The organism is Paenarthrobacter sp. 10L420 (assembly GCF_056395385.1).
Genome location: NZ_JBFTJK010000003.1, coordinates 16446 through 36040, shown reverse-complemented (window position 1 = coordinate 36040; position 19595 = coordinate 16446). Strand labels below are relative to the sequence as shown.

The window sequence follows — 19595 nt, the reverse complement described above, 5'->3', positions numbered from 1 at the left end:
GGCAATACTTAGCACATGAGCCGAGCCCTGAAGCGTCCATGACCGTCCTGCATTCCTCGTCCATCACGCCAACCAGCAGGGCTCTGATCCTTGACCGGGTCAGGGCCGAGGGTCCAGTCAGCCGGGTCGAACTCGCTGAGCGAACGGGCCTGACGCAGGCTTCCATTTCCAATCTTGTCCGGTCCCTGCTGGTGGAGGGGCTTTTGGTGGAGACCGGGGAGCGCACCTACACCGGGGCCAAAGGCAAGCCCCGGGTCCTTCTCGGGCTGAATCCACGGGCCCGCTGCAGCGTGGGGGTTCAGCTCGGTGCGGACTGGATCGTGGTCCTTGTAACGGATGCGGCAGGTTCTGTCCTGGCGCGGACGCGCGTCAGGGGTGCGCGGTCCAGAACTCCGGAGGAAGTGGTTGAAGACGTGGCTGACCATGTGACCGTCCTGCTCCGTCTGGCGAACGTGGACCGGAGCGTCGTGGCCGGCATCGGCTTGGTGGCCCCGGGAGCCCTGGACGTTGACTCCGGCTCGATACTGGTTTCTCCCAGCCTCCCGTTGTGGCAGGGATTCCCTGTCCGCGAAGCGCTGGGGAAGGCCTCGGGCTTGCCTGCCTTGCTGGACAATGTTGCCACTGCTGCGGCAATGGGCGACTTTTGGAGCGGCACCATACCCAACGCCACCGCACACTGCACGCTTTACATGGGCGCCAGTATCAGCGCCGGGTTGCTGATATCGGGAGCACTTTACCGGGGTGCCAGCTCAAACAGCGGTCCCCTTGGAAGCGTACGTTTCCAAGGGGACCGAAGAGCAGGGCTAACGCTGGAGGAAGTCGCGGGACCACGAGCTGTTGCCGAACGAGCCAGGGCCGCCGTTTCAGGCGGACGGACGACGACGGCAAAACTCACCAAGGACAACGATCCCTTCAGTGACTTCGCAGCCATTGCAACGGCAGCCGTCCATGGTGACCCCTTGTCCATGGAACTTGTCCGGGAGTCCGCGGATTTCGTGGCTGATGCAGTACTCGCGTTGGTGAATATCCTCGATTTGGATTCTGTGACGTTCGCGGGCCCATCGTTTACGACTGCAGGATCGCTCTACCTGCCGGTGGTGGAGCAGCGGCTCCGCAAGGAAGCCTTTGCCTCGCCCAAGCATGGGGTAACAGTCAGGTTGTCCAGTCAGGTCACTGATGCTGCATCCGTTGGCGCTGCCGCCCTCATGCTCCAGCAGAGCCTGAACCAGCCCGTTGTTCCCCAGCCCGCTTAGCCAGCCTTCAGCTCGTCCAGGTAAATCGTCCCGTTGGTGGAATGCCCTTCAGGTACTTGGTTGATGAATACATTGAACTGGGACAGGTCCTTGAGGTCTTCGGCGGTGATACGCCGCTCAGCATTTGCCGTATCCCAAGGTGCTGGCCGGAAATCCGCAAAGGGGATACTGATGGTTTGCCCTTCCGTGCCGCTGAGGGATGGGTAAGCCTCGTAGGCGACGCCGCCGCAGACCAGCTGGAGAACCAGCTTTTGCTGGGACCCGTCCGGCCGCAACCACAAGGACAGTGCGTTGAAGCCTGACCAGTCACCATCAATGCGTCGGGTGATTCCCGTGTAGTTCTGCAATCTGAAGTCGTAGTCGAACCGCAACGAACGTTCTCCACTTCCAACAGGGCTGGTGGAAAGCGAGATGGTGTTGGCTCCCACCGCGCTGTATGTGGCACGAAGTTCGTGGTCGTCGGCATACCCTTCAAAATCGTCCACCACTCCGAGAGCCGCTGGAGGCTTTGCGCCGAGGACGATTTGCTGCTGTGCCGTGAGCGGGTCCTTCCCCGGCAGCTCCGCTGTAACGGCAAAGCTGGTCCGCTGGTTCACCAAGGCAGTTTCAGGCACAGTCAATGTGCCGGTGAAATAGCCTGACTCCGCGTCGTAAGCCAGTGGGTGTGTGGTTTGGTCATCGCCCCACGTGAACCACACAGTCTTGGGTTTTGCGTCGCTGACACGGACACGGACGGTGGTTTCCGTCTCCGTAATCCGTGACCCATCAACAGGTGACACCACGTGCATTGCAGGGGCGTGGCTGAACGTCTTGACCTTTCGCTGCCATACGTCACTCCAAGAGGCGTCCTTGCTGAACACTGTGAAGTCATCTGCTGCGAAGGCACGGAAATCCGTCAGCATTTCGTGCTCCGCCAGCTGGCCCGTAGCCGGGTACGGAACGAAAAATTGATCAGTACCGTAGTTGGTCCATGTCAGCATCCAGGCCATCCTCCTGGCGGCAGGATCGGCTTTGAGGGCGGCGAGCACGTGGCTGTACCAGCTGGGATCCGGGTTCTGCCCATTGGCTTTGAGGGCCCCGCTGACACCGAATTCTGTCAGTGCTGCCACTTTCCCTCGTTCATCAGCGAGGCGGGAGATCATGCCGAGGTCCGCCACGAGTCCATCCAGCCACTGCTGGGAGCCGCCGGAGCTGTCGTAGTTGTCGTATCCGAGGACGTCCACGAAGTCATCGCCAGGATACGTGCGCATGAAGACATCGTTGGTTCCGCTGAATCCACCGCCTGGTGAATATGCGTACAGGAAGTTGTGGACACCCTTGATGTCCCTCAGGTACTCAACGGTGTAGCGGAACAGCTCGATGTATTGGGCGGATGAGGCGTGGGCGGCGCCCCACCAAAACCAGGAACCGGCGTTTTCGTGGAAAGGACGGAACACTATGGGGATTGCACTTCCGTCATCGGCAACTGCCGCCTTTGCGAGTCGGGCTATTCTGTCCAGGTAGTCAGTGAATTGCTGGTTCTTATCGCCCCCCGGCATGATCCGCGGAACCACTCCGCCGTCGGTGTCGTTGAAGGCGCCGCCCGTGACGAAGTTGTCCATATGGGCCGAGAAGGTCTGGACACCCCCGATTTTGTCTGCCGCCTTGACCAGTTCCAGAGTGTGCTGGAGGTTCTCCTCCGGCGTTGGGCTGCCCGGTGCTGAACCGTTGCCGTCGTGCCCGAAATCCCAGCCGAAGACAGCAGGGTGATCTCCTGTAGCCGACTTCACATCAGACTGAAAACCGTCGGCACTCCCAGCGGGAAACGTCACGCCGAACTCTGTGTCCTGCTGGTGCCCGAACAGGATGCCTTTGCCTTGTTGGGAATGCAGGTAGGAAAAAAGCGCTGCGGTACGGGGAGTTGCATCGGGATCTGTGAGGGCAAGCCGTTGCGGAGGGCCGGAACTGCTTTCGGTGGACGGGGTGACGGCCATGGCGCCAGTAGAGGTTGAGGCTGCGAGGACAGCTATGAGCAGGGTCGCGCCGCACTTACGGAGGCGGCGAAGAAGTTCACTTGAAGGTTTCAATGTGGTCCTGTCTTCTTTGGGGATGCGGCTGTGCATCGCCATCGCCCTCACATTAGGTGATTAACTTAACTTGGTAAAGTTATTTCTGAATACGAGTGAAGGAGGACATTTCTTATCCTTGGTTATCCATGGCCTCCGCCCTTCCTGGCCATTGATGGTTCCGCACCTATGATGAACATGACTGGCGCCTTACCTGGCGCGGAAATGAGGGTCCTTCAATGTTCGCCGTCCCGGCACCCCCGGTGCGCCATCAGCAACTCCTGGTCACCATCTTCGGTCTTTATGGCAGGAATGCCGGTGATGCGCTGCCGGTCTCCGCACTGGTTTCGATGCTCGGTACGCTCGGCTATGACGCGCCAGGTGTGAGGTCGTCCGTTTCCAGGCTTAAGGCAAAGGGTGTCCTGAAGAGCGTCCGCGAAAGCGGCATTGCCAAGTACAAGATTGCCGAATCGGTGAGCGACGTCTTCCGTGAAGGTGATCGGCGGATCTTCGCCCCCGAACAGCCAGCTCCCGTGGATACGTGGGTGCTCGCCGTGTTCTCCGTGCCCGAGTCGATGCGGAACCGCCGGCACCAGCTGAGGTCCGCCTTGTCCAGCCTGGGATTTGGGTCCGTGGCTTCCGGTGTATGGATCGCTCCGGCACACAAGCTGGAGCAGGCTCGCGAACGCCTCACTGCCAGCGGGCTGATCGAATTCGTGGACCTCTTCCGCAGCGACTATGTTTTCGATGGCCCCATGCGGCCCAAGATCTCCGAATGGTGGGATCTCAAGGAACTCGATGAACAGTTCACGGAGTTCCTTGAGATCTACCGGGGCGCCGAGCAGCAGTGGATTGACCTTGTGGGAACCGACCCTGAGGCGGCCTTGGCTGATTCCACGGCCGAAGTGCGGCGCGACGCTTTCCGCTACTACATTCCGATGCTCACCCTGTGGCGCAAGTTCCCTTACCGGGACCCCAATCTTCCGACGGACTACCTTCCGCCAGAGTGGCATGGGCCGGAAGTCCGCCGAACCTTCCAGGCAGTGCACCGCCTCGCCGCGCCGCTCGCCGCGGCACACGCCCACGAGGTCATCAGCGAAGCCTTGGACCCTGTCCTGACGTAGCCGTTGGTGCGGGTTTAGCCGTTGGTGCGGGTGTAGCCTGCGGTCCGGGCTTAGTCCTTGGTCCGGGGCGCGTCGATGATGCCGAAGATTTCTCCCTGCGGCGCCTGCAGGATTGCCATCCGTCCCATGGGGCTGTCCATGACTGGGACCAAGGCCGAAGAGCCGAGTTCCACAGCTGTTGCGGCGGTTCGATCCACATGATCGCTGGCAAACCAGGCCAGCCAGTGATTCGGCGCGCCCTCGGCCATTTCGGTGTCGTGCTGAATGCCGCCCACTTCGCGGCCATCAGAAGCCCGCTTGGCGGTTGCGTATATGAATCCGTCCTGGTCGATGTCCTGGTAGCTGAAGCCAAAAACATCGGCATAGAAGGACCGGGCCAGCGCGTAGTCGCGGGTGTGGAGTTCGTTCCAGCACAATGCGCCGTGCTCGTTGACGCGCTCTGCCCCGATGTGGCTTCCCGCCTGCCAGATGCCAAAGACTGCGCCAACGCTGTCCGCGGCAATTGCCATGCGCCCCGAATCCATCACATCGAAGGGAGGAGCAATGAGTTGGCCACCAGCGGCGGCAACCTCTTTGGACGTGGTGTCAACATTGTCCGAGGCCAGATACGTCGTCCAGACGGTTGGCATGGTGGAATCCTGTTTGGGGCCGAGTCCCGCAACAGCTTGTCCGTCCAGTTGGGCCAGTAGGTAGCCCCCGGCCTCTTCGTCGCCGGAGAGGTAATCCCATCCAAACAACTCTGTGTAGAAGGACTTGGCGGCAGGGAGATCATCGACCCCCAGATCCACCCACGCGGGTGTTCCTGCAGGCCATTTCTCAGTTTGGGTAGACATAGCAACTCCTCGGGTTCTGGGCTTAATTGGCGCGGCTGCCTCCCGGAATGCCCTATGCGCCGGGCTTCCTGGGAGGCAGCCACTCCCTTTGTGCGTCCCGCGTCCAATTCGTGATGCGATTCGGCCCAAATCGAGGCCGCCCCTCGTGGAGTGGCAGTCCCACAGCACCCCAGCACAAAGGAGGCGGCAGGCGTAAGCCGCCTGCCGCCGTCGTGCGTGTTTTGTTATGAAATGGTGCGGTCTATCAGACGGTCCGCGTCGCCTTGGCGAGGTTGTCGCGAAGTTCGTCCGCGTTCTGACGGATAACGTAGGCCGGGCGGTCGCGCTCGACCCGCCAGCTGTCTTCGAGCGGCCCGATGTTGACGGTGTCGAAACCGAACTCGTCGTACAGCTTGGTCACGAGTTCGGCGGCCTCCCGGAAGTCGCTGGCTGTGGCCAATGCGCGGCGGTTGGGCGTGCCGGTCGGGGTGCCATCGGTAGTGATGTCCTTGGCGAAGATGTGGTTGAAACCCTTGGCTACCTTGGACGTGGGCAGGTGCTTCTGGAGCAGGCCCGAGGTGGTGGCCTCGCCGCTGTCGAGCGCGGGCATACGGCCGTCGCGCTCCCAGTAATAGTTGTTGGTGTCGATGACGATCTTGCCTTCCAGCGGCTCCGCCGGGATGTCCTGATAGTTCTTCAGCGGAACGGTCACGACGGCGAAATCACCTGCCGCTGCTGCCTCAGCCGCCGTCGCGGCCCGGGCCCGCGGCCCGAGTTCTGTGACCAGGTCCGCCAGGGTTTCCGGCCCCCGCGAATTGCTGATCACGACGTCGTAGCCGAGTTCAACCGCTTTACGCGCAACCTGGCTGCCAATGTGTCCTGCACCGATGATTCCGATTGTTGTCATACTCCCGCCAACAAGATGTTGCAGACGCGTATTTCCGGTTTCGCAATATGTCGAAGTCAATAGTGAGTTTCCGTGAGTGGTAGTGATAAGTAGACTTACTAAATGTCTACTCAAGCCAACTCCAGCTCCAAGAAACGCGGTGTCCTCTTTGACGTCGATGGGACATTGATCGACTCCAGCTACTTCCACGCGTTCGCCTGGTGGCAGGCGTTCAGGCGCGAGGGCTTGGACATCCAGATCTCCGACATTCATCGCTGCGTCGGGATGGGCGGCGACAAGCTGGTCCAGCACCTGGTTCCGGACTGTCCGGAAGACATGCAAAAGGAACTGAAATCCGCGCACGGTGCTGTGTTTTCGACATTCTGGCCGTCATTGCGCGCCTTCGACTCCGCCCGGGACCTCCTTGCGGCCTGCTCGGATTCGGGGTTGGCGGTCGGGCTGGCGTCGTCAGCGCAAGAGCGGGACCTTGACGTCAGCAGGCGGCTCCTCGACGCCGGTGGGTCCATTGACGCGTGGACCAGCTCCAATGACGCCGACGAAAGCAAGCCGGCTCCGGATATCCTCGTGGCGTGCTTGAAGAAGCTGGAACTTAATCCAGCAGACGTCGTTTTTGTTGGCGACGCAGTCTGGGACGTGAAGGCTGCTTCGGCAATTGGCGTTCCCGCCATCGCCCTGACCTGCGGTGGTATCAGCGAGGGAGAACTGCGTGACGCAGGCGCCGCGGAGGTCTACGACAATCCGCGGCACCTGCTGGAGAATCTGGAAAGCAGCGCTATTGGCCGGCTAACGGCGGGGACAGTCAGCGGTTAAGAAGCGCGGCCGCCCGCGCCACCGGGTTGAGTAGCATTGCCCCCAATTGACCAGCAACGGAAGGAAGTCGCATCATGCAGCAGTATGTCGTCCTGCAAGTGATCCTTAAGGAGAAACTCTGGGGAACCGGTTCGGGCAATCTGACCTCTCTGGAGAAGGCCATCAACGATCAGGCCGCGAAGGGCTACCGGCTCCACACCATCACCACGGCGAGCAGCGGGAGCAAGGGGATGATCGGTGGCGGGGACCGCATTCAGGCAACGATGGTGTTCGAACGCCTCGGATAGAAGGCGCGGGCATGTTGGTTTTTCCGTAACTGCCCTGATGTTTGGGGCACGGGCCGAGACTATGTCTTGAGGGCTGCAGGTATCCCGTTGAGGCGAAGGGTCGTCCCCGTGCGCAGGTGAGGTAAGTCAGCGCTGCCGTCTCCGGTTCGCTCGAGGAACGTGACCTGCTCTGTCCAGGTCAGCTTGCTCCTCCCTGTTTCCGCATCCGCCAAGGTCACTGTTACAAGCGATGCCCACCGGGTTACATCGTCCACGATCGCTTCATAGACGAAAACGATCCGGCGATCGGGAATGATGTCGAGGTAGCGCGAACGATTGCGCAGTTTCTCGGCCTGCCCGTCTAGCAGGACGAAAGTGCTGCTCGCTTCCTCACCGCCGCCAATGCGGAAGTCGTGATCATAGACGGACCCCGTTCCTGGCATCCGAAACCATTGCCGGCGCAACCGATCATCCGCGAACACGGCGAAGAGGTCCGCCCGGTTCGCATCGAAGTCGCGCGTGATACTGAAAGTCTCGTGCCTCACGTCCGAAGGCTGCTCCCCACTCGTTTGGTCGGAAGGGTGCCCATCACGCAGCTCAGTCATGTCAGCCAACTCTCTGTTTTCTCATCACGTATCTGTGGGAACAGAGGCAGGCCGCAGTTGCTTCCCGCACTTGATCTCAGCCGGACGGCCACGCCTGGCGTCGTCTAGAGTTCCTCGTCCCGCACTTCCTCATTCCGGCCGCGTCCTCGAACTGCCCAGATGATCAACGCAATGACGATGATCGCAGCAACGGCTGCCAGGATCCACGGCGTGACGTCGGTCCGGGTTTGTTCCTAGGGTTGGGACTCTCCGGTCCCTGGGTTCGCGGGTCCGCTGCTTGCCGGGTTGGACGTGGTTTGCCCGCCGGACGATGGAGCTGGGTTTGTGGGTGTCGCCGTTGATGGGCCGGACGGGTTGCTGGGCGAGGCCGACGGCGTGGGGGTGGTGGCAGCTACGTGACCTTGGAGGGCGGCCGGGTTTGCTGCGTTTGCTGCTGCCGCGATGGACAACATGGACCCGGTGAAGAGGGTCAGTGCCAGGGTTGTCAGGGCTAATCTACGAAGCATCGTTTCTCCTGTGGGATAGGGCGTGTCCGCGAATCCTCATAGTAGTAAGCATACTGACTAACAAAGAAAATGGGATGGGTGTCGCCCCTAGACAAGGGGCGACCCCACCCGAGGGGCTAGCGCGTTAGCTTGGCGGAATCCGGTTCCGGATCGCCGATATGGCCCGGAGCGTTGGCTGCCAGGACACGCTGGACGAACGCGCTGTATTCCTCCATATAGTGGCGCAGCAACCCTGCCGTGCCCTCGTCCTTAACCGAGCCGTCGTCGTCGTACGCGTCCGCGACGAAGCGGATGTAAGCCTCCGGCGCATTCAGCTGAGGTGCGTCGAGGAAGCTGAGGACGCTGCGCATGGAGGACTGCATCACCGCGGTTCCGATGCCACCAGGCGACGCGCCGATAATGCCGGTCGGCTTCCGTGCGAAGGAGTTGCTTCCCCACGGTCGTGATCCCCAGTCGATGGCGTTCTTCAATGCGCCTGGAATGGAACGGTTGTACTCGGGGGAGACGAACAGGATGCCGTCCGATGCGGCGATCGCGTCCTTCAATTCCCTGCCGGCGGGCGGGAAATCGGAGTCATAGTCGGAGCTGTACAAGGGGAGGTCCCGGATGGCGATCTCATGGAACTCCAGTTCCGGAGGCGCCACGCTGATGAGCGCCTTGGAGAGGACCCGGTTGATCGAGGTACTAGAGAGGCTTCCGACGAAATAGCCGATTTTGAATGTGTCCATAGCGGCGTTCCTTCCCGACGGCACGGCCGGAACCGGCTCGTCGACGGTGTGGACGCTGGTTGCCCCAGCTTCCACCGACCCTAATGGACTTGTCCACATAGCGCACCCCCTACTCCCGTCCGGACCCTTGCGGCCATAGACTCATGCCAACTGGTTCCGGAGAGTTCCCGAAGAGGGGTGGCGGGTGAAAGCAGGCATAGCGCGCGAGGCACTCGACGGCGAGCGCAGAGTGGCAGCCACGCCCGAAACGGTCAAGCAATTGACCGGGTTGGGCCTTGATGTTGAGATCGAGTCCGGAGCGGGGCTTGCCTCCGGACACAGCGACGATGATTACCGGCAGGCCGGCGCTTCTGTTGTGCAGTCCTTGGATCTCGGATCCGTAGACGTTTACTGCCACGTGCGTCCCATGGAACCGTCGACGGCGGGAGCTCTCCGCCCGGGTTCAGTCACCGTCGGTTTGGGGTCGCCGTCGTCGGAGTTGCCAACCGTCCGCGCGCTCGCCGCAGGTGGCATCACCTCCTTTGCGCTGGAACTGGTTCCCCGGATCTCGCGGGCCCAATCCATGGACGCCCTGACCTCACAGGCCCTGGTGGCTGGCTACCGCTGTGTCCTTGAGGCCGCGACGCGACTGCCGCGCTTCTTCCCCCTGTACATGACCGCGGCCGGAACTATTCCGCCGGCGCGAGTCCTGGTGCTGGGGGCAGGCGTGGCCGGACTCCAGGCGATCGGCACTGCCAAAAGGCTTGGCGCGCGTGTTTCAGCCAATGACATCAGGCCGGCCTCGGCAGACGAAGTGGCTTCCATGGGTGGGACTTTCATCAAGCTGGACCTTGAAACAGCCGAAGCTTCAGGCGGATATGCGCGCGAGCTCAGCGCAGACAGGGGTGCCTTGCAGCGTGCGCTCCTGACCCCGCACGTAGCGCAGGCAGATGTCCTCATCACCACTGCTGCCGTCCCCGGACGCCGGGCACCACTTCTGGTGAGCCGCGAAATGGTCCAGGGGATGCGCCCAGGATCGGTCGTAGTAGATCTGGCGGCAGAGTCAGGCGGAAACGTGGAAGGCAGCATCCCCGGGCAGGACATCCACATCCCCACCGCTGATGGGCAAGGCGAAGTGACCTTGGTGGGGCTCAAGGACCCAGCGTCCGCGATGCCCGGCGATGCCTCACGCTTGTTCGCCAAGAACGTGGCCAACCTGATCGCATTGATGACCCGGGACGGAGTTGTCGCCCCGGACTTTGAAGACGAGGTTGTGGCGGGAACCTGCCTCACCCACGACGGCGAGGTGCGGCACGCGCCAACGGCTGAGGCACTCACGGCGCTCGCGGGTGAGACCGGCCCCTTTGGCAGTGCCCACACCGCGGCCAACCCTGGCAGTGAAGGAGTGCATTGATGGATGGCATGAGTCTGCTGACGATCACCGTACTGGCAGTTTTCGTGGGCTTCGAGGTCGTCTCCAAAGTTTCCAGCACCCTGCACACACCGCTCATGTCCGGGGCAAATGCGATCCACGGGATCATCCTCGTGGGTGCGATCATCGTCGCTGGCGAGGCCTCTGATCCGTGGGTTTTGGCGGTTGCCCTGCTGGCTGTTGTCCTTGCCACTGCCAACCTTGTGGGCGGCTTCGTGGTGACCGACCGCATGCTGGAGATGTTCCGCGGGAGGCAACGGCCGCCGTCGCCAGTTGTTTCATCCGAGGATCATGCGGGTAAGGAGCTCGGCCGGTGACTCTTCTGGATCCCACCTGGACAGCTCTCCTCTATCTCGCAGCCGCAGCCTGTTTCATCCTGGCGCTTAAAGGTCTGAACTCACCGCGGACGGCACGGCGTGGAAACCTCATTGGGGCGTTCGGAGCCTTGTTGGCTGTCGTCACAGTGTTCGTCTCGGTGAAGCTGGACAACGTTCCGTGGATCGTTGGGGCAATAGCTCTGGGATCGGTGGTGGCCGCACCCGTGGCACGGCGCGTTCAGATGACGCAGATGCCCCAACTCGTGGCCCTGTTCAATGGTGTGGGTGGCGGCGCAGCCGCGCTCGTGGCCTTGCTGGAGCTCTCGCACACGGGTGATGCGTGGGTCCGCCTGGCCATTGTTTTCACGCTGCTCGTCGGGGCCGTTTCCTTCGCCGGTTCTGGAGTTACGTTTGCCAAACTCCAAGGGCTGATGACCACCCGGCCAGTAACGTTCCCGGGCCTGCCTGTGTTGATGGCCGTAGTGTTGCTGGCGGCAGTGGGCGCAGGGGTTGTGGTGATACTGAACGGTTCGCTGCTGCTCGCGCTTGCGCTGCTGATGCTTGGTCTTGTGACCGGCATCCTGCTGGTCCTCCCGGTGGGTGGTGCCGACGTGCCCATCGTCATCTCGCTGCTCAACGCCTTCACCGGATTGGCCGTGGCCGCATCCGGATTGGTGCTGGGCAACGTACTCCTGGTGGTGGCCGGCACCCTGGTTGGGGCGTCCGGCACCATCCTCACTCGGGCCATGGCCGCCGCAATGGGCCGCAGCGTTGCGGGCATCATGTTCGGTGCCTTCAAGGGTGGCTCCACGGCTGGGTCCACTGCGGTTAGTGAGCGCCCGGTCAGATCCTCCAGCCCGGAGGATGTTGCAGTGCTGCTCGGGTACGCCCAGCGGGTGATTATCGTTCCCGGGTACGGCTTGGCCGTGGCGCAAGGCCAGCACACGGCCGCTGAGTTGGCCTTGGCTTTGGAGGCGCGCGGGACCGAGGTGGACTTCGCCATCCATCCTGTGGCCGGACGCATGCCCGGGCACATGAACGTCCTCCTGGCCGAGGCAAACGTGCCGTACGAGTCGCTGAAGGAAATGAGCGATATCAACCCGGAGTTCAAGACGGCCGATGTTGCTTTGGTGGTGGGTGCCAACGACGTAGTGAACCCTGCAGCCAAGACCACCTCCGGCTCGCCGATTTACGGAATGCCCATCCTGGAAGTAGCTGACGCCCGGCAGGTGGTATTCCTCAAACGGTCCATGCGTCCAGGATTCGCCGGCATCGAAAACGAACTTTTGTACGAGCCACAGACCACGTTGCTGTTCGGCGACGCAAAGGATTCATTGACCAAGGTGTTGGGCGCAGTAAAGGCGCTCTAGGAGGATCGGCCCTCTAATTTCGGGCCCAAATTTCGCGTCACGTTCCGACTGCTGAAGCCACATCTTTTAAACAGAAGTCTGCCCAGAAAGGCGACTGCGGAAAGATGCATGGCTAGGAGTCATCGATTGCAAGACGATATGAACGATTCGACGCCGGATTCCCGCTTCGACAAACCACAAAGCAAGAGGGTGACAGATTGGAGGCCACTCGTTGGCCTGGACGTTCAAATCTGGCGCGGCAACAAGATCGTGGACCAAGGCCTCGTGGAAGCGGTGACCGCTGACGGCGACGTTTTCTGGCTCAAACAAGAGGGAGCAACAAACCGTCGGCTTGTCATGAAGGAAGCCGGAACAGGGCTTCGGGTACGGCTCATCACCTGAGCACAAAGCCGGGGTGCCCGGTATCGCACCCTTCCCGGCCATCCGCCGTCGTCCTAAGCTGAACCGTACGAGTTACCCAACCCATGCCGAACCGCCACATCTAAGCGAGGTTGCGCCATGACCGTCAAACTCAACAAGAAAGCATTCGATAACGCGAAGCACCTGATCAGCGACGGGAAGATCGTCAAGGACGTCCGGGATGACTGGAGCGAGCATGCCCCGTCCACCCAGGACGAGAATAAGTTCCTGGAGAAGCACGGCCAGGCGGAGTATTCCAAGTGGTATCTCGGTGTGGACGACGATCACCCGGATGACCAAAAGGGCCACTACAAATTCCCCTTCGGCGACTTCAAGAAGATCCACAGATGTGCGGTCATCTCTGCCGAGAGCCGTGCGGCGCAGAACGACTATGACGATATCCGGGATGCGCTCGGCAAGCTGCTCGAACGCATCGATGAGGATAACGAGGATTAGTGTACGGCGTCAGCCAGCAACCGCCCCCATTTCGGGTCCAGCAACGGAGCTCCGGCAAGCTTGAGGGCATGCCAGAGTGTCACTGCCACGGAATCGAGTACCGGGACGCCTGTTCGGGCTTCTACGTCTGCTGTGATGTTGGCTCCATAGAGGTTGGTGCACAAATAGACCAAGGCATCGGGATGAGCTGCAGCCAGCTCCAATGAACCCGGCAGCATTTCCTCATCAGTAACGCGGCCAAAGGATTCGTTATCGGTGAGATCAAGGTGCCGGTGATCGATCGTCTTGATGCCTTCTTTGATATAGGACGCGATCACGGCCTCATTCACGTCTGCGGTGTAAGGCGTGAACAGACCAATTCGCTCGGTGCCAAAGGACGAGAAGGCCTCCAAGTAGGCGAGCGTGGACGTGGTGGCCGGTATGCCTGTGGCGTCGGTGATCTCACGGACCAAGGCGTGGTCGTGGGAAGCGCCGAGCCAGGATCCGGACGTGCCGTTCCATGCAATAACGTCCACGTTCGCTGTGGCCAGCAACTCGGCGGCGGCGCGCATCACGGAGGAATCGAATTGCTTGTCCGAGGAGTCGTCCAAGGCAATCCTGGTGACGGGGATGCGGGTTGAATGGATGGTTACATCCTGGCGGTCGCCAAGAATCCGGTAGGTCTGCGGCTCGAGGCAGGTGTTGGAGGACGGCACGATCATGCCGATGCGGATGGGGTGGTTGTTTGAAGGCATGGTTGCTCCTAAGCGCTAAGGGATTCGGCAGAAGGAATGACGGGAACGGAGAGGGCGTCGCGGTGTTCCGTGAAGCCGTTGCGGGGCACGAAGCGACCCACCGGCCCGGGATCGTGGAAGCCTGCTTCATCAAGGACCACCCGTCCCGCGGAGATCACCACTGCGGGCCAGCCGCTGAGCGTCTTCCCCTCAAAAGGCGAGAAATCAGTCCCCATGTGCAACGCACCGCCGTCGACCGTTTGCTGTGCGGCGGGATCGAAGATCACGATGTCGGCATCGAAGCCTTCCATGATCGCGCCCTTTCGCGGGACTGCATTGATCCTGGCGGGGCCTGCGGAGAAAACCTCAACGAAGTCCTCCACAGAGCCGCCCGACTCCGTAACCAGTGCCGTGAACGTCACGGGCATGCGGGTTTCCACGCCGGGGAGGCCGTGCGGCATGTAGCGGACATCGTCCGTGCGCTCGCGTTTTTGGGAGAGGTCGTAGCAGGAATGGTCCGAGGAAACGGCGTGGATGGCACCGGCAGCAAGCCGAGCCTTCAAAGCGGCCACCGTTTCGGCACTGCGCATCGGCGGGCAGCACGCGTACCATTCCGGGAACGCGGAACCATAAACGGTGTCGTCCAAAGTCAGATAGTGCGGGCACGTCTCGGAGTAAGCCTCCTGGCCGCTCTCGCGGGCTTCGGCCACGAGGTCCACGGAGCCCGGAGTCGACTGGTGGACAAAATAGACGGGCGCTCCGGTGTACTGAGCCATGGCCAGGGTTTCCTTGACCGAGATCTCTTCGGCAAGCTCGGGCCGCGTGCGGTGCAGGTGCTCGATGCCGATGCGACCGTCCGAGGCGTGCTGCTCAGTGCAGTCGGTGATGATGGGATCGTGCTCTGCATGGATGTACGTGAGGCCATCCAGGCGCACCATCTCTCGCATGACCTTCAGGATGGTGTCACCATCGGCCATGGTTGAGCCGCGATTGGTGGTGTACATCTTCACGGACCTGACGCCCTCGGCTGCAAGCTGCTCGAGCTGCCACGGAACCGTCTCATCCCACGTGACAACAGCGCCGTGCAGGGCAACATCGCAGCGGGATTCTGTGGCGAGGCGCTTCTTGTTCAGGACCGCTTCGAGCGGAGTCTCCTGTGCATCGCGGGGGATGCCGAAATCGATGATGGTGGTGGTGCCGCCCCAGAGTGCTGCCGTGGACGTGGTCCCGTAGTCATCCAAAGTGCGGAATCGGCCCGTCACTTGGGCAACATGGCAGTGGCCGTCGATGCCGCCGGGGATGACCAACTGGCCGTGGGCTTCAATGGTTCGTGCGGCCGCGGGAATGGGTTCGGCAGCGTCAACGAGCTGGACGATGCGTCCGCCGTCGACTACGACGTGGGCGGCTTGCCTGCCGAAACTGTTGACGACGGTGCCGTTGGCGATGACGAGATCGGGGAAGTGGGACATCGTTGTCCTCCTTGTTCTTGGAAGTTTTTAGCGGGACGGGAGGGCGGGCGATGCCGGAACCGGCGCGGAGGAGAGGTGCGCGGAGTGGGCTGCTGACTGGGCCGCGGACTGAGCACCGGTCAGGGCAGCGTCGAGGTTTTCCGAAAGACCCTGCCGCCGTTTGACCGGTGGCGCTGCGAACGAGCCGCCTCGGTGAACGCCGGACTTCAACGCGACCACGGCCTCCGTCATGCGGATCCCGGCGGAAATGCCGTCCACCACGGGCACGGGGATCTGACCTTCGAGCTCCCGGGCAAGCCCGGCTAGCGGCGCACCGGCAAGGATCACGACGTCGGCGCCGTCCTCAGCGACGGCCTGCCGGCTGAGTGCCAGCAGGGTTTCCTTGAAGTCTGCCTGCACCGACCCTATGGAGTTCAGGCTTTGGTTGATGGAGCGGATGGAAGCGAGACGGCCGGCAAAACCGAAGCGTTCCACGCAGTCCAGGTACCAGGCCTGGATCCGGTCCGAGATGGCAATGATCGAGAAACGGTGGCCCTGCAAGGCCGCCGCGCACAATGCCGCCTCGGTGATGCCAATGACCGGTACGTCCACCAGTTCCTTCAGTGCGGGCATTCCCGGATCGCCGAAAGCAGCCACAACGATGCCGTCCACAGCGGCAAGGCCGCCTTCCCGCCCAAGGCTGTCGCGTTCCCGCCCAAGGCTGGCGCCGCCGTCGTGCGTGTATTCGGCGATCAGCTCAGCCACTGCGCCGGCCGCGATGAGCGACTCGAAGCGGGTTTCGATGTATTCGACGCCGTGCCCGGCAGTCCGAACGATCAATTCGGTGTCCGGCCCGGCTGAGCGCAAGGCCTCGGCCTGGATCAGGGCGGTGACGTCGTCACTGATGTTGGGGTTGATGACCAGGAGTCTCATGGTTTTTTCCGTTGCAGTTTGGGCTCAGTGTGGCTGGAATCCTCGGGGAACTGTTCGCGGTATTTGCCGATGTGCGACGCCGATTGGAGAGCGGCCCGGTCAGGGTCACCACTGGCGATGGCAGCGTAGAGGTCACGGTGTTCCTGGATGAGTTCCGGGAGATCGCTGACGTGGCGGAACAGCCAGTGCATGCGACCCTGGAGTGGTTCCAGCGCGGAGCGGAGAAAATCGTTGTTTGCGATTGCCGTGATGGCATCGTGGAAATCGCTGTTGGCGCGGTGGGCTTCCAGGATGGAGCCCTTGGCCAGGCAGCGATCGGCCTCATCCAGCAGGCCGGCGAGGTGTTCAAGATTCTGGGTGGTGGCCCGCTTGGCGGCCAGCCGGCAGGCGAGGACTTCCAAGGATTGACGGACGTCGAAGAGGTCCTCCACATCCTTGGGGCTCAGGCCGCTGACTTCGGAACCACGGCCGGCGCGGTCCCGGATAAGTCCTTCCTGCCGCAGCATGCGCAGTGCTTCGCGGATGGGCAGTCGGGAGACGTTGAATTCGGCGGCGAGGTCGCGCTCCACCAGTCTGGTGCCGGGCGCATAGTGCCCCTCAAAAATCCTGGAACGGAGCGTGTCACGCACTGACTCCCGGAGGGGGCGGTCAGCGATGTTCGTGTCTTCTGCGGCTAGCATTTCCAGCTCCATTTCGTGATGTGTGAGGCAGTGCGCCCGGCGACCAGGTGGGCTTCCGGCCATCCGGCGGTTCAGTACCGTCAGGCCAGCCCGGTCAGGCGAGTTAGACCGGGAGTCGCTTGTTGTAATCCAGGACCAGGACGGAGATGCCCATGATCACGGCGGATCCAACAAAGTACAGCAGAGCCCAGGTGTAAGAGCCGGTGGCCCCGACAATCAGGCCTACCACAATCGGGGTGACGAATCCGGCGATGTTGCCGCTGAAGTTCATGGCCCCGCCGAGTACGCCCGCATTCGTGCGGCCGCCCAGGATGGACGGGATGGACCAGAACAGGCCAACCCAGCGCAGGAAGAACAGGACTACCGAGAGAAGCACGACGGCGGTGATCGGGTCTGCGACGACCGTGACGCCTACGAGGCCGCCCACCACTACGACGCTGGAGATACCCAGGAGAGTGCGCATGACCCGGTTGGCCGAAGCACCGGACGCCCGCCATTTGTCGGCGATGATGCCACCGAGGATTTCGCCGACGAACCCGGCGCCGAAGATCACAAACGTGGACCAGCCGATGGTCTTCAGATCGAAGCCCTTGGCTTGAGCCAGGTACAGCGGGCCCCACGTGAGCAGGCCGTAGAACACGCCGTTGAAGCCGAGCCAGCCGAAGCACATTGCCCAGAAGGAACGGAACTTCAGGTAGGGCAGCAGGGCGCGCTTGCCTTGCGCACCTTCCTTGGCAGCTTCAGCGTCGTCCTCGGCGTGTGAAGCCTCGATGTAGTCAGCTTCGGCGTTGTTGACACTCTTGTGCTGACGGGGGTTGTCGCGGACGTACCACCAGACGGCCAGGCCCATGAGAATCGTGAGGGCGCCGGCGATGATGAAGGACATCCGCCAGCTGCCGGTGGAGGCAATCAACCAGGTGATGAGGATGCCGCCGAGGCCAGCACCCAGGGGAGCACCGGCGTCGAGGATGGTGGCGCCGCGGCCACGTTCCTTCTTGTGCATCCAGATGGCGTTGAGCTTACCGCCGGCAGGCATGACACCTGCCTCCGTCACGCCGATGCCCAGGCGGGCGATGAACATGCTGAGGAATCCGCCGGCGAAACCCGAGGCGGCGGTAGCGGCGCCCCAGCCAATGCAGGATGCGGTGACCACTTTGCGTGGGCCAAACTTGTCGATCAACAGACCGACGGGGATTTGCATCAGGGCATAGGTCCAGAAGAATGCCGACAACAGAAGCCCCACAAGCTCGGGCGGGAGGTTGAATTCCTTCTGGATGATGGGCAGGGCTACGGAGATGGATCCACGGTCAATGTAGTTGACCGAGACAAGGACCAGGAGCAGGATGAAGAGCTTCCAGCGGACGTTGGTGCGTCGCTGCACGCCGTCCTTGCCGGTTTTGGGCTCGTTTTCCTGGTTTTCCTGGGTTGCCAGTTGGGTGTTTTGGGGAGACACAGCTTCTCCTTCAGAGGAGTCAACAGGGGTGGAATGTCTTGGGGTATGTCTTTGGGGGATGAGCCGGGGCGCGATATCGCTTCAGCTGGATCCGTGCCGGCGGCAACTGTTGCGATCCCTGTCCTTTTGGTGGCGGGGGCCGCAGCCGGTAGCGGGTCCATTTGGGATCCCGTTTTGGGATCCCAAAATCTAAGTTAGATGTGACGAGCGGCACTGTCAAGAGTTTTGGTATACCCAATCTGAAAACGCAATGTGACTGGGCAGGCTGGCTGGCGCGCGCTCCTTCCCGGCTACTCCTACGTAGACACACGAAAACCCGGTGTTTCCTGGGAAATTCCCGGCTTTCGGGGGCGGTAACTGGGAAGGAGTGCTGATTAGCGCTGGTATGCCGAACTTGTGGATGCGTCAGGACTGTATGCCAAAATCTCCGCGAGCTCAGCAAGCCGGTGCGCGCGGGCAGACTCTGCGGGCGTGAATGGCTCGCCTGGACGGGAGAAGACCAGAGGTCCATGCCATGCTGTTGGAATCTTGAGGATGTCCGTTGAAGGCCCGACGCCGGCACTCGCCTCGGGTGCCGGATTCTCTGGATCGTTGGGAACTACTTTCGCGGACAGCAGTTCGGCGACCGCGTGTGGAAGCTCATTCGGATTCCCGGCAATACGGGTGGCGAGGCTCAGCGCCTTGGTTTGACCATCAGCCATGGCGAGTGCCGTGGTAGGCCACACGTGGGACTCACGCCCGCCGCCGTCGTCGAGCGCTTTCAGCAGTTCGTGTTCAGTGACCTCACCCGGGGCGGAGAGGACGAACTCATCCATCACTATTTGCGAGACTTCTGATCCGTCGCGGGCCGGGCCGTCCATCGGGTGAACGTGAATGCTGAGGATATTCGTCTCCAGCTTGGCCAGGGACTGGGTGATTTTCTGCAGGGAACCGGGTTGGTCCCGCAGCGTGACCCGAGCACGCCACAAAGACGGGGCCGCATGTAGCTTGTGCCGCTGGCGGAGGGCAGGGGCATGCAACCAGCGGCGGAGAACCTTGGCGGCCGACGGTTCGGCCACCCAGATAACCAGCACTGTTGCAGTCACTGTCAGCAGCAGGACCTTGGCCACATAGGGGAGATGAGTTTCCACAACCGCGGCGTGAACCAGCAGCTCAATGGGAAGCATCACCGCGATGTTGGCCAGGGTGAGCCGGGCCTTGGGAGGTTCCGGCAGTTGACCGCAGACATCGCATCGGAGATCCGCGGTGACGGGAGAGCTCGCTTTGGGCTTCATGATTTCATGCTGCCCGACGCCTGTTTCGTGAGGGTTGCCTGCGCGTCACGTTTCTGGTTACTGGCGTCGAACGGCTGAATTCCTG

The 19595-nt window shown here is 61.8% G+C and carries 21 protein-coding genes; 9 read left to right on the top strand and 12 right to left on the bottom strand.

Annotated features, from left to right (window positions below; all coding sequences use genetic code 11):
- The first annotated feature begins 38 nt into the window (after positions 1 to 38).
- Complete coding sequence (locus AC1DD5_RS06910) at positions 39 to 1253, top strand: ROK family transcriptional regulator (RefSeq protein ID WP_477517438.1); 1215 nt, start codon at positions 39 to 41, stop codon at positions 1251 to 1253.
- Here the strand turns inward: AC1DD5_RS06910 and AC1DD5_RS06905 are convergent.
- A complete protein-coding gene (locus tag AC1DD5_RS06905; RefSeq protein WP_477520974.1) occupies positions 1250 to 3361 on the bottom strand; it encodes a glycosyl hydrolase in 2112 nt (703 codons plus the stop codon). The two genes, AC1DD5_RS06910 and AC1DD5_RS06905, sit on opposite strands and share 4 nt — an antisense overlap.
- Positions 3362 to 3537: 176 nt before the next feature.
- Between AC1DD5_RS06905 and AC1DD5_RS06900 the strand changes: the two genes are divergently transcribed.
- Positions 3538 to 4422 carry a PaaX family transcriptional regulator gene (locus AC1DD5_RS06900; protein WP_477517436.1) on the top strand — a complete coding sequence of 295 codons (885 nt, stop codon included), beginning with the start codon at positions 3538 to 3540 and terminating at the stop codon, positions 4420 to 4422.
- Between the two features lie 50 nt (positions 4423 to 4472).
- Here the strand turns inward: AC1DD5_RS06900 and AC1DD5_RS06895 are convergent, their stop codons facing one another.
- Together AC1DD5_RS06895 and AC1DD5_RS06890 are read right to left on the bottom strand one after the other, a co-directional pair.
- On the bottom strand, positions 4473 to 5255 hold the full coding sequence (locus AC1DD5_RS06895) for a VOC family protein (protein WP_477520973.1): 783 nt from the start codon (positions 5253 to 5255) through the stop codon (positions 4473 to 4475).
- Positions 5256 to 5499: 244 nt separating this feature from the next.
- Entirely contained in the window at positions 5500 to 6141 is a 642-nt protein-coding gene (locus AC1DD5_RS06890) for an NADPH-dependent F420 reductase (RefSeq protein ID WP_477520972.1), read from the bottom strand.
- A gap of 102 nt (positions 6142 to 6243) precedes the next feature.
- Between AC1DD5_RS06890 and AC1DD5_RS06885 the strand changes: the two genes are divergently transcribed.
- Complete coding sequence (locus tag AC1DD5_RS06885; protein ID WP_477520971.1) at positions 6244 to 6951, top strand: HAD family hydrolase; 708 nt, start codon at positions 6244 to 6246, stop codon at positions 6949 to 6951.
- A 74-nt stretch (positions 6952 to 7025) separates the two neighbouring features.
- Entirely contained in the window at positions 7026 to 7238 is a 213-nt protein-coding gene (locus AC1DD5_RS06880) for a DUF4177 domain-containing protein (protein ID WP_216927343.1), read from the top strand.
- A gap of 59 nt (positions 7239 to 7297) precedes the next feature.
- On the opposite strand, the gene AC1DD5_RS06875 is transcribed toward AC1DD5_RS06880, so the two are convergent.
- The 3 genes from AC1DD5_RS06875 to AC1DD5_RS06865 all read right to left on the bottom strand — a co-directional run bounded on the left by AC1DD5_RS06875 (position 7298) and on the right by AC1DD5_RS06865 (position 9056).
- Entirely contained in the window at positions 7298 to 7762 is a 465-nt protein-coding gene (locus AC1DD5_RS06875; RefSeq protein ID WP_477520970.1) for an SRPBCC domain-containing protein, read from the bottom strand.
- Between the two features lie 293 nt (positions 7763 to 8055).
- Complete coding sequence (locus AC1DD5_RS06870; protein ID WP_477514101.1) at positions 8056 to 8328, bottom strand: hypothetical protein; 273 nt, start codon at positions 8326 to 8328, stop codon at positions 8056 to 8058.
- 116 nt (positions 8329 to 8444) lie between these two features.
- Positions 8445 to 9056, bottom strand: coding sequence for an NADPH-dependent FMN reductase (locus AC1DD5_RS06865; RefSeq protein WP_442004825.1), 612 nt, complete (start codon positions 9054 to 9056; stop codon positions 8445 to 8447).
- Between the two features lie 184 nt (positions 9057 to 9240).
- Between AC1DD5_RS06865 and AC1DD5_RS06860 the strand changes: the two genes are divergently transcribed.
- The 5 genes from AC1DD5_RS06860 (at position 9241) to AC1DD5_RS06840 (ending at position 13009) form a co-directional block, all read left to right on the top strand.
- Positions 9241 to 10449, top strand: a complete 1209-nt coding sequence (locus tag AC1DD5_RS06860) for a Re/Si-specific NAD(P)(+) transhydrogenase subunit alpha (RefSeq protein ID WP_477514100.1) — start codon at positions 9241 to 9243, stop codon at positions 10447 to 10449.
- A complete protein-coding gene (locus AC1DD5_RS06855; RefSeq protein WP_477514099.1) occupies positions 10449 to 10784 on the top strand; it encodes an NAD(P) transhydrogenase subunit alpha part 2 in 336 nt (111 codons plus the stop codon). The genes AC1DD5_RS06860 and AC1DD5_RS06855 overlap by 1 nt, the downstream gene beginning before the upstream one ends.
- Positions 10781 to 12154, top strand: a complete 1374-nt coding sequence (locus AC1DD5_RS06850) for an NAD(P)(+) transhydrogenase (Re/Si-specific) subunit beta (protein WP_442004822.1) — start codon at positions 10781 to 10783, stop codon at positions 12152 to 12154. Before AC1DD5_RS06855 ends, AC1DD5_RS06850 begins: the two co-directional genes overlap by 4 nt.
- A gap of 126 nt (positions 12155 to 12280) precedes the next feature.
- Positions 12281 to 12535, top strand: coding sequence for a hypothetical protein (locus AC1DD5_RS06845; protein ID WP_477514098.1), 255 nt, complete (start codon positions 12281 to 12283; stop codon positions 12533 to 12535).
- A gap of 117 nt (positions 12536 to 12652) precedes the next feature.
- On the top strand, positions 12653 to 13009 hold the full coding sequence (locus AC1DD5_RS06840) for a hypothetical protein (protein ID WP_442017295.1): 357 nt from the start codon (positions 12653 to 12655) through the stop codon (positions 13007 to 13009).
- On the opposite strand, the gene AC1DD5_RS06835 is transcribed toward AC1DD5_RS06840, so the two are convergent.
- The 6 genes from AC1DD5_RS06835 to AC1DD5_RS06810 form a co-directional block, all read right to left on the bottom strand.
- Positions 13006 to 13743, bottom strand: a complete 738-nt coding sequence (locus tag AC1DD5_RS06835) for a maleate cis-trans isomerase family protein (RefSeq protein ID WP_477514097.1) — start codon at positions 13741 to 13743, stop codon at positions 13006 to 13008. The genes AC1DD5_RS06840 and AC1DD5_RS06835 overlap by 4 nt on opposite strands.
- 8 nt (positions 13744 to 13751) lie before the next feature.
- The gene (locus AC1DD5_RS06830; protein ID WP_477514096.1) at positions 13752 to 15191 is read right to left on the bottom strand and encodes an amidohydrolase family protein; all 1440 of its coding nucleotides are present in this window, start codon (positions 15189 to 15191) and stop codon (positions 13752 to 13754) included.
- A gap of 27 nt (positions 15192 to 15218) precedes the next feature.
- The gene (locus AC1DD5_RS06825; protein WP_477520969.1) at positions 15219 to 16103 is read right to left on the bottom strand and encodes an aspartate/glutamate racemase family protein; all 885 of its coding nucleotides are present in this window, start codon (positions 16101 to 16103) and stop codon (positions 15219 to 15221) included.
- Positions 16100 to 16783, bottom strand: coding sequence for a GntR family transcriptional regulator (locus AC1DD5_RS06820; RefSeq protein WP_477520968.1), 684 nt, complete (start codon positions 16781 to 16783; stop codon positions 16100 to 16102). The genes AC1DD5_RS06825 and AC1DD5_RS06820 overlap by 4 nt, the downstream gene beginning before the upstream one ends.
- Before the next feature lie 103 nt (positions 16784 to 16886).
- Positions 16887 to 18236, bottom strand: coding sequence for an MFS transporter (locus AC1DD5_RS06815; RefSeq protein ID WP_442017300.1), 1350 nt, complete (start codon positions 18234 to 18236; stop codon positions 16887 to 16889).
- A gap of 374 nt (positions 18237 to 18610) precedes the next feature.
- Complete coding sequence (locus AC1DD5_RS06810; RefSeq protein WP_477520967.1) at positions 18611 to 19510, bottom strand: amino acid-binding protein; 900 nt, start codon at positions 19508 to 19510, stop codon at positions 18611 to 18613.
- Positions 19511 to 19595 lie beyond the last annotated feature (85 nt).